This window comes from Nonomuraea sp. NPDC052116, assembly GCF_040680035.1.
Classification (GTDB): Bacteria; Actinomycetota; Actinomycetes; order Streptosporangiales; family Streptosporangiaceae; genus Nonomuraea; species Nonomuraea angiospora_A.
On the sequence record NZ_JBFAWA010000055.1, the window covers coordinates 59,512 to 69,542 of the forward strand.

Below are 10,031 nucleotides of genomic sequence, written 5' to 3' on the forward strand. Positions count from 1 at the left end.
ACTGGTTCGTCGTGTCCGAGCCGATGCCGGTGTGGAACGGTGCTTCCCACACGGGCGACTGCCTGAATCACCCCGATCTGCCGGACATCGAGGCGGACGTGCGCCTGCCGTGGGTGATCGAGTGGCCGCACGGATTCCCCACTGTCCCGCCGGATCGGACTCGACCTGGCGCAACGGCGGCGACGCCGTCCGTTCGCGTCGCCGCATCCGACAGGCGGTGACCAGCCCGATGGCGGACGCCCGCCGCTTCCTCGGGATGGTCAACATCCCCCGGCCTCAGATCGCGCCTGCTCGATGGCGGCCGGACGCAGCTGTGCCGCGCGGATCCGCGAGACGTCCAGCTTGCTGGAGCGGTCGAAGCGATAGATCCCGTTCTGTTCCTGGAAGACGTCGGTGAGCTGCGTGTAGCAGTAGCCGAACATCCGGGGGTCGTTCAGCAGGACCCCGACCAGCCCGGCGAACCGCTGCTGGAGCTCCTCCTCGCTGACGGGACGCTCGCCGTACCCCCAGGAGCTCTCATCGGGACGCACGTCCGGATTCCACCAGATGCCGCCGAACTCGCTGCAGAAGTACGGCTGCCCCTGGTACGGCACCGACCACGCCGTGCCGTCGGGATCGGCGTTGACGTACGGCGTCCCGTCGGCCAGCCCCTCCATCAGCTTTCCGAACACCTCGGGATCCTGCTCGTAGCAGTGCGAGTCGTAGACGTCGGCGCCGGGGACCCGGTGCGCGTAGCCGGACGCGTCGATCACCGGGCGGGTGGGGTCGGCCGCCTTCGTGGCCAGGTACATGCCCCGGGTGACGTCGTCGAGCACGGTGATCCGGTCGTGCAGCCGCTGCCAGGTCTCGTTGAGCGGGCACCAGCCGACGATGCTCGGGTGGGAGTAGTCGCGCTCGACCGCCTCCAGCCACTGGGTCACGAACGACGCGGTCGGCTGCTGGTTGTCGCCGGGCGGCCCGCTGACGTTGGCCCCCCAATCCCCGAACTCGCCCCAGACCAGGAAACCCGCCCGGTCGGCGTGGTACAGATACCGCTCCTCGAACACCTTCTGGTGCAGCCGGGCACCGTTGAAACCCGCGGCCATGGCCAGCTCGATGTCGCGGCGCAGGGCCTCGTCCGTGGGCGCGGTCATCAGGCCGTCGGGGTAGTAGCCCTGGTCGAGCACGAGCCGCTGGTAGCGCACCTCGCCGTTGAGCAGGACGGCGTGCCCGTCGATGGCGACCGAGCGGAGCCCGGCGTAGCTGGTGGCGGTGTCGACCACGGCGCCGTCGCCGTCGAGCAGGTCGATGCGCAGGTCGTACAGGTGCGGGTCCTCGGGGGACCACAGCCGTACCCGGTCGTCCGGCAGCGGCAGCCAGACCTCGGCGGCCAGGTCGAGGTCGGCGCGCGCCCGCGCCTGCGCGAGGTCGCCCGCCTGGTCCGACACCGTCACCCTGACGGCGTGCCCGGGACGGTGGCCCGACACCGGCACGGTGACGCGGAACGCGGAGGCCGCGACGTTCGGCGTGATCCGCGGCCGGCCGAGGTGCGTGCCGGGCACGGGCTCGCACCACACCGTCTGCCAGATGCCGGTGGTGCGCCCGTAGTGCGCGCCGCGCCCCTCGTAGTCGGTGCTCTGCTTGCCGCGCGCCTGCGGGCCGGAGCGGGCGTCGCGGGCGCGCACGACCACGGTGTACGTGTGCGCCGGATCGGCCGCCGCGGTCAGATCGCAGGTGAACGGGGTGAACCCGCCCCGGTGCCGGCAGGCCTCGACGCCGTCCACCCACACCGTGGTGTCGTGGTCCACCGCCTGGAAGTGCAGCAGCACCCGCTGCCCGGCCCAGTCCTGCGGCACCCGGACGGTGCGGCGGTACCAGACGGCCGGATGGAAGTCCGGATCGCCGATGCCGGACAGCGACGCCTCCGGGCAGAACGGCACGACGATCTCGCCGGTCAGCTCCCGGTCGAGCAGGCCCCGCTCCAGCCCGGAGTCGCCGGGATCCCTCTCGAACTGCCAGGTTCCGTTGAGGCACCGCCATGCGGGGCGGACGAACTGCGGACGCGGGTACTCGGGACGGGGAATGACGGTGTTCACAAGACTCGCTTTCTCCGGGGATTCAGGACTTGACGGCACCGGCGATGCCCTCGACGAAGTACCGCTGCAGGACGATGAACAGCGCGACGACGGGCAGCAGCGAGATCGTCGCCGCGGCGGCCATGCCGGACCAGTCGGTGGTGTTCTCGCCGACGAACGCCAGCATGCCGACGCTGACGGTGCGCAGGTCGGGCCGGGAGAACGTGAAGACCAGCGGCAGGAAGAACGCGTTCCAGGTGTTCAGGAAGGTGAGCACGGTGACCGTGGCCGTCACCGGCTTGGCCAGCGGCAGCATGATGCGGAAGAAGACGGTCAGGAACCCGGCGCCGTCGATGAGCGCGCTTTCGGACAGTTCCTTGGGGATGCCGCGGAAGTATCCGGCGTAGAGCAGGATCGCCGACACGTTCGCGGCCCCCGACATCGCCACGATCATGCCCGTCAGCGAGTTCAGCAGACCGAGCTGCTGGGAGAGGTCGACCAGCGGGATGATGGTGTATCCGGCCGGGACGAACAGCGTGGCGACCAGGACGCCCATGACGATCCGGCGCCCGCGGAAGTCGTGGCGGGCCAGGACGTAGCCGGCCATGGCGCACCGGACGAGCACCACCACGACCGTGCTCACCGTGACGATCACGGTGTTGAGCAGGTACTTCCCGAACTGCGCGCTGCTCCACGCACGCTCGTAGTTCTCCCATGCCGGGTTGTCGGGCAGCAGGCCGAGCCCTTGGGTGAACACCTCCGCCGACGTCTTGAGCGACGCGGAGACCATCCACAGGAACGGGTAGATCCACAGCAGGCAGCCGATGGCGAGCGCGGCGGCGGCCAGCCACCAGGGCAGCCGGCGCAGCGTCGCGCTCCAGGTCCGTCGCGGGCGGGGGCGGGTCTGTGCGACCGTGCTCATGCCGCCCTCCTGGTCCGCCGGGCGGCGCGAACCGCGAGCAGTTGCAGGACGCCGACGACGCAGACGAACAGGCCGAACAGGACGGCGGCCGCGGAGGCGTACCCGAGCCGGGGGATGGTGGCGGCGAAGGCCCACCGGTAGATGTAGACCTCGATCACCTCGGTCGAGTAGAACGGGCCGCCGCCGGTCATGGTCAGGACGAGGTCGAAGACCTGCAACGACGCCTCGATCGACAGCAGCGTGATGATGACCAGGAAAGGCTTGAGCAGGGGCAGGGTGATGTGCCGCAGGATCGCGGGGGCTCCGGCGCCGTCGAGGCGTGCCGCCTCGTACACCTCGTTCGGCACCGTCTGCAACGCGGCCAGCCAGTAGACCAGGGTGATCCCGAACCACTTCCACACGTACACGGCGATCGTCGTGCCCAGCGCCGTCGACGACTGGCCGAGGAAGTCGATGCCGTCCGTCACCAGGCCGGCCTCGCGTAACGCGAGGTTCACCGGGCCGCTGGCCGGGTCGAAGACGAACTGCATGACGACGCCGACGATCGCCGTGGTGGTGACCACCGGCAGGAACAGCGCGGTGCGGAACAGCTTGCGCAGCGGCATGCGGGGCGAGTTGAGCAGGATCGCGACCAGCAGGGTGACCAGCACCTGGAGCGGCACCGCGCAGACCATGAACGTCAGCGTCAGCCGGAACGAGCTCCAGAACATCGGGTCGGCGAGGACCTCGCGGTAGTTGGCCACGCCGATGAACGTCCGGCCCGTGTCGAACCCGTTCCAGTCGGTGAGCGAGTACGCGTAGCTCCCGATGATCGGGTAGACGGTGAACGCGCCGTACAGCAGCACGGTCGGGGCCAGGAACAGCCAGACGTACGCGGTGCCGCGCGGTCGCGTTCCCGGCGCGGCAGGGAGTGCGACCGTCATCCGCGCGTCTCCGGAGCGCTCTGCCCGGCGCCGCCCGTGGTGCTCTGGTCGACCACCAGCCGCCAGGGCGCCTCCAGATGGACGGGCGGGCCCTGGTCTCCTTCGACGCGCTCCAGCAGGCGGGTCACGGCGAGCTCGGCGATCCGCTCCTTGTCGGGCGCGATGGTGGTGAGCGCCGGATTGGCGAACCGGCCCTCTTCGATGCCGTCGAACCCGACGACGGCGACGTCCTCGGGCACCCGCAGCCCCCGGGACACCACCGCCCGCACCGCCCCGATGGCCAGCAGGTCGTTGTAGCAGAACACCGCGTCCGGCGGCTCTGCCAGATCGAGCAGCTGGTCCATCGCGCGCCGGCCGTCTTCGCGCTGGTAGCGCCGCACCCGTACGGTGAGCTCGGGCCGGAGCGGCAGCCCCGCCTCGGCCAGCGCCTGCTCGTACCCGTCGGACCGGTGCGCCGAGGTCTGCCTCCGCGCCGCCGCGGTCTCCGAGCGCGGCACGTGGGGCACGCCGATGGCGGCGATCCGGGTGCGGCCCAGCGAGATCAGATGCGCGGTGGCGCTGCGCGCCGCGGCGGTGTCGTCGATGGACACGTGGTCGAGCCCCTCCACCCGCATCTCGCCCAGCATCACCGTCGGGCAGTTGCCCGCCCAGCTACGCAGCTCGTCCTCGGTCAGGCCGAGCGGGCTGAAGATGAACCCGTCGAAGAGGGCCGACCGGTCCCGCCGCATGACGATCTGCCGCTCCCGTTCGGCCACCCCCTCGGTGCGGTCGATGAGCACCGTGTACCCGCGCTCCTCGGCCCGATCCACCACGTGGGCGGCCAGTTCGGTGAAGTACGGCACGTCCAGCGGCAGCACGAGGGCCAGCAGGTTCGACCGCCCCCGATTGAGGCTGCGCGCGGCGACGTTGGGCCGGTAGTCGAGTTCGTCCAGGGCGCGCTGGACCTGGGCGCGGGTCTCCTCCGACACGTAGGCGAAGTTGTTCACGACGTTGGAGACGGTCCGCACGGAGACTCCGGCCAGCCGCGCCACGTCACGTTGTGTCACCACGGTCGTTCACATCCTCCAGGGGAAGCCGATGACATTGAGTTCATACAAGAGTCTTGCCGCGCGGCATGCCGCGTGGCAAGAATGAATTTGCCGCGCGGCAACATTTTTTACGCGACGTTCACAGCCGCCGGCGGGAGGCAGGACCGATGACCGCGATGACTCGGCGGGGATTCCTCTCCGCAGCAGGCACCCTGGCCGCCGTGGCGGCGACCGGCGCGTGCGGTGGCGGCGGAGGCGGTGGCGGCGGTGCCGCGGGCGGGTCGCTGACCTGGTGGGACCACCAGAACCAGCTGCAGAAGGCGAAGGCGGACATCTTCGCCACGTTCGCCAAGAGCCCCGGCGGCGTCCCCGTCCAGTACACGTACTACAACCCCGCGAAGATGGGCCAGGCGCTGCAACTGGCCAAGCAGAGCAACCAGCTGCCGGACGTCCACTCCAACGCCGGCCTCAACAACGTGCCGCCCGCGGCGCTCATCGCCGCCGGGTGGGCGCAGCCGCTGGACCTCGGCGACGAGGCGACGGCCCGGATCAAGGACTCGCTCATCGAGGGCCTGCACGTCTTCGACGGCAAGATCTACGCCTTCCCCGTCTTCAGCCACCAGGTCTACGTCGCGGCGTCGTGGTTCAACACGGAGCTGGTCGCGCGCGCCGGGCTGGACCCGCAGGCCCCGCCCAAGACCTACGACGAGTTCCGGGCCGCGGCCCGGACGGTGCAGAGCAAGAGCGGCGGCCAGTCGTACGGCTGGGTGTGGAACGTCGGCATGCCGCAGCGGCTCGGCGAACAGGTCCACGACCTGGCGCAGGCGGCCGGGTTCGAGGGCGGCCTCGGCCTGCGGTACGCCACCGGCGAGTACGCCTTCCACGCCGACGAATACCTGGACGTGATCGAGTTCCTGGTGTCGCTGAGCCGGGACAAGCTGCTGGTGCCGGGGGCGAACTCCTGGACCGACGACGTGGCGCGCGCCCGGTGGACCGCCGGGGTGGCGGCGTACTACTTCGACGGCCCGTGGTGCCCCGGCGTGGCGCTGCAGAGCACGCCCGGCTTCGCGGACAAGCTCGGCGTGGGGCCGATCCTGGTGCCCGACGCGGGCGACACCGTGGCCACGTACCATGTGCCGCAGCCCGGCGAATACTGGCTGTCACCCGGAAGCAAGCACGCCGCGGCGGCGAACAAGCTGCTCGGCGACCACTTCACCACGGAGGACTACTCGCGCCGGGTCGCCGAGACCATGTCGCAGCCGCCCCGCGACATCGCCGTCGTCGAGCAGTCCCAAGCGCACCCCGCCTACAAGAAGCTGATCTCCTGGTTCCAGGAGAGCGTCTACCTCGCCCCCACTCCGGTCGCCGGGAACAAGGACGTCCAACGGGTGCAGATCGAGTCCAAGCCGGTCACCCCCACCCTCGGGGACATCGTCCAGGGCGCGTTCAGCGGCGACGTCACCGACGTGCGCGCGGCGCTGACCAAGCTGTCCAGCGACAGCGCCAAGGAACGGGACGCGGCGATCGCGGCGGCCAAGGGCAAGGGCGCGAAGGTCGGCCTGGACGACTACGCCTTCCCCAACTGGAAGCCGCGGACGGACTACCTCAAGCCCATGTACGCCGAGCGCTAGCGATGGGGGCTCATCCCGTGAACCGACCGAACATCGTGCTGATCATGACCGACCAGCAACGTGCCGGCTGGACCGCCGCGAACGGCTTCGCCCTGGACACCATGCCCTTCCTCGACGGGCTGATGAGCGGCGGCGTGCGGTTCCAGCGGGCGCACACCACGTCCCCGCTGTGCGTGCCGGCCCGGGTCAGCCTGCTCACCGGACGGTACCCGTCCGCGCACCGGGTCCGGCAGAACAGCGCCGCGCAGCACGTGCTGCGCGGCCCCGACCTGGTGGACGTGCTCCGCGACGCCGGCTACGCGCTGCACCTGGCGGGCAAGACGCACTTCCACCGCAAGCCCGGCGACTTCGACACCTTCGCCGCGCCGTACTGGCACGACCGCGGCCCGGCCGGCGCGGCGACCGCCGACCAGGCGCGGTTCGAGCAGTGGCTCGGCGCGCTCGACCACTCGGTCAGCCACGAGCCGACACCGTTCCCGCTGGAGTGCCAGTTCCCGCACCGGATCGTCTCCGACGCGATCAGCGCGATCGACCGGACGCCCGGCGACCGGCCGTTCTTCGCCTGGCTGTCGTTCCCGGAACCGCACAATCCGTACCAGGTCCCGGAGCCGTACTTCAGCCTCTTCGGGCCGGACCAGGTGCCCGACCGGCTGGCCGGGCCCGAGGGCGCCGCGCGCAAGGGCGGCACCTACTCCTGGCTGCGCAAGCTGATCGAGGAGAAGCGGCCCGGCTACGACGCCGAGTGGCGGCGCTACCGCGCCAACTACTGCGGCATGCTCCGGCTGATCGACGACCAGCTCCAGCGGTTCTTCGCGCACCTGCGCGAACGCGGGCGGGACGCGGACACGCTGGTGCTCTTCGTCGCCGACCACGGCGACTACGTCGGAGACTACGGGCTGCAGCGCAAGGGCGCGGGCATGCCCGAGTGCCTGATGCGCATCCCGTTCGCCGTCACCGGGCCGGGCGTGCGGGCCATGGACAACCGCACCGACTTCGTCTCGCTCGCCGACCTGTTCCCGACGGTCTGCGACGCGATCGACGTCGAGATCCCGCCCGGCGTCCAGGGCCGTAGCCTGTGGCCCCTGCTCACCGGGGCTCCGTATCCGGCCGAGGAGTTCGCCAGCGGATACGGCGAACGCGGGTTCGGCGGGCTGTCCTATGACGTGGACGAGCGCCCGCCGTTGCACTTCCCGTACGAGGGCCGGACCTTCGACGAGCTCAACACCGTCACCCAGTCCGGCACGACGGTGATGCTCCGGCGCGAGCAGTGGAAGCTGCTCCTGGACGAGCGCGGCGCCGGCGAGCTCTACGACCTGGACGCCGACCCCGCGGAGCTGGACAACCGGTACGACGATCCCGCGCTCGCCGAGGTCCGCGCCGCCCTCACCACCGATCTCGCCCGCTGGATGATCCGCGTCCGGGACGACCTGCCGGAGGCGGTCTACACCCTCAAACGCGCGTCACACAACTGGCACCAGGCCGGCGCGGAGCCGGTGGAGGCGCGGTAGACCATGGACACGGGGAGCACCCGCACATCGACGTGTCGGCCACCCGCGCCGACGACGGCTCGGTGCGGGTGGCCGTCGTCAACCGGCACCGCGACGAGACCATCCGCGTGCGGGTCGTCCTCGACGGCAGCTCCGGCGCCACCCCCGCCCGCGCGCTCGCCGTCCGCCCCCGCCTGATCGTCTGCGACGAGGCGGTCTCCGCGCTCGACGTCTCGGTACGGGCCCAGATCCTCAACCTGCTCGGGGAGCTGCAGCGGGACCTGGGGGTGGCGTACCTGTTCATCTCCCACGATCTGGGCGTCGTCCGTCACCTGTGTGACCGGGTGGCGGTGATGTACCTGGGCAAGGTCGTCGAGACCGGCTCCAAGGAGGACGTCTACCGGAGCGCGGCCCACCCGTACACGCAGGCACTGCTGTCGGCGGCGCCGAGCGTGGACGACTGGAGGGACGGCGAACGCGGCGAGATCGTCCTGTCAGGAGATGTTCCCTCACCGTTGGACCCGCCTTCAGGCTGCCCTTTCCGAACACGCTGCTGGAAGGTCCAGGATCGGTGCCGCGACGAGGAGCCGGCGCTCATCGGCCGGAACACAGGTCATCCGGTCGCGTGCCACTTCCCCGACGCACCGGCGACACCCGCGGCCGATCATGGCCGCGTCCTGAAGGAGTGATCCATGCTTGGCAAGTCCCTGTCAGTGCCGGCCGCCGTCGTGGCCGCTGCCGCCGTCATTGCCGCGGCCACGGTGACGGGCGCCGCCCCGGCCTCGGCCGCGGCCTCCGCCTGCGCTGACGCCCCCGTTCCCGCGCACGTCACGACGACCGCCGTGTTCAACGACCCCGCGGGCGGGGACCCGGCCGCCCTCGTGCGGACGCTCTGCGGCCTCGTCCGGCAGACCCCCGCCGGAGCCCGCATCCAGGTCGCCCACTTCGTCATGTCGGGCGCCGCGGGCACCGAGTTCGCCGACGAGCTGATCAAGGCGCACCAGCGGGACGTGGACGTCCAGGTCATCCTGGACGGGGACACGCGCGGCGCGGCCGTGGCCGGCAAGCTCTCCGCCGCGCTGGGCACCGACACGGCGGCCGGTTCGTGGACGCACGTCTGCAGCGGGCCGCTGTCCGGCGGCACCGCCGCGTGCATCGGCAACAAGGGCCAGCACAACAAGTTCTACCTGTTCTCCCGCACCGGCGACGCCTCCGACGTGGTGGTCCAGTCGTCGGCCAACCTGACCGACCTCAACTCCTCCACGTACTGGAACAACGCGGTCGTCCTGCCCGGGAACCGGCGCCTGTACGACGCCTACGCCGGCTACTTCGGCGACCTGGCCGCCGAGCGCAAGAACCTCGACTACTACCGCGTCGTCCAGACCGGCGGCCCCGGCGGGTCGGTGCGGGCCTCCTTCTTCCCCAAGGCGGACGGCGACCCCATCGTGGACGAGCTCGGCAAGGTGTCCTGCCGGGGCGGCACCACGATCCGGGTCGGCATGTCCGAGTGGGACACCTTCCGGATCGCCATCCCGGCCAAGCTCCGCGACCTGGCCGCCCGCGGCTGCACCGTCCAGATCGTGTACGGCATCATGAGCGACGAGGTCAAGCAGCTCCTGCTGGCCGAGCCGCGCGTCGAGCTGCGCACCCTGGGCAACGGCGGCGCGCTGCCCGGCCGCGTGCACTCCAAGTACCTGCTGATCGAGGGCTCGTACGACGGCGACCGCGACGCCCGCTGGGTGATCACGGGCAGCCACAACTACATCGAGACGTCGCTGCGCCGCAACGACGAGACGCTGCTGCGGCTCAACAACAAGGCGATCTACCGGCAGTACGTCGCCAACTTCGAGCGCATGCGCGCCGTCGCGCCCCTGGCCGGTTGATCCTCGATCGCTAGCCCCGTTTTCCGCACGTGAGGTTGTTTGAAGATCGCCAGGTTGCTGTGGTGATCGTCATCGCGGTATGACCTGGCTGGTGAGACAGCGT

Annotated in this window: 8 protein-coding genes; 4 read left to right on the forward strand and 4 right to left on the reverse strand. The window is 70.8% G+C overall.

Translation table 11 applies throughout. The features are described 5' to 3' along the window. Positions 1-260: 260 nt before the first annotated feature. Genes AB0L65_RS57995 through AB0L65_RS58010 form a run of 4 tightly spaced genes read right to left on the reverse strand, consistent with a single transcriptional unit; the run spans position 261 to position 4,948 of the window. Entirely contained in the window at positions 261-2,075 is a 1,815-nt protein-coding gene (locus AB0L65_RS57995; RefSeq protein ID WP_364265379.1) for a sugar-binding domain-containing protein, read from the reverse strand. A 22-nt stretch (positions 2,076-2,097) separates the two neighbouring features. Further along, a complete protein-coding gene (locus AB0L65_RS58000; RefSeq protein ID WP_364265381.1) occupies positions 2,098-2,976 on the reverse strand; it encodes a carbohydrate ABC transporter permease in 879 nt (292 codons plus the stop codon). Next, entirely contained in the window at positions 2,973-3,899 is a 927-nt protein-coding gene (locus AB0L65_RS58005; RefSeq protein WP_364265383.1) for a sugar ABC transporter permease, read from the reverse strand. The genes AB0L65_RS58000 and AB0L65_RS58005 overlap by 4 nt, the downstream gene beginning before the upstream one ends. After that, positions 3,896-4,948, reverse strand: a complete 1,053-nt coding sequence (locus tag AB0L65_RS58010) for a LacI family DNA-binding transcriptional regulator (protein ID WP_364265385.1) — start codon at positions 4,946-4,948, stop codon at positions 3,896-3,898. The genes AB0L65_RS58005 and AB0L65_RS58010 overlap by 4 nt, the downstream gene beginning before the upstream one ends. Positions 4,949-5,094: 146 nt before the next feature. On the opposite strand from AB0L65_RS58010, the gene AB0L65_RS58015 reads away from it, so the two are divergent. From AB0L65_RS58015 to AB0L65_RS58030, 4 genes are read left to right on the forward strand one after another with little or no spacing between them, the layout of a single operon-like run. After that, positions 5,095-6,558: an extracellular solute-binding protein gene (locus AB0L65_RS58015; RefSeq protein ID WP_364265387.1), complete on the forward strand. Its 1,464-nt coding sequence runs from the start codon at positions 5,095-5,097 to the stop codon at positions 6,556-6,558. Positions 6,559-6,575: 17 nt separating this feature from the next. After that, positions 6,576-8,066, forward strand: a complete 1,491-nt coding sequence (locus AB0L65_RS58020; RefSeq protein WP_364265389.1) for a sulfatase-like hydrolase/transferase — start codon at positions 6,576-6,578, stop codon at positions 8,064-8,066. 32 nt (positions 8,067-8,098) lie between these two features. Next, entirely contained in the window at positions 8,099-8,734 is a 636-nt protein-coding gene (locus tag AB0L65_RS58025) for an ABC transporter ATP-binding protein (protein ID WP_364265391.1), read from the forward strand. Between the two features lie 3 nt (positions 8,735-8,737). After that, positions 8,738-9,928 (forward strand): phosphatidylserine/phosphatidylglycerophosphate/cardiolipin synthase family protein, encoded by a 1,191-nt coding sequence (locus AB0L65_RS58030; RefSeq protein ID WP_364265393.1) that lies wholly within the window; start codon positions 8,738-8,740, stop codon positions 9,926-9,928. Positions 9,929-10,031 lie beyond the last annotated feature (103 nt).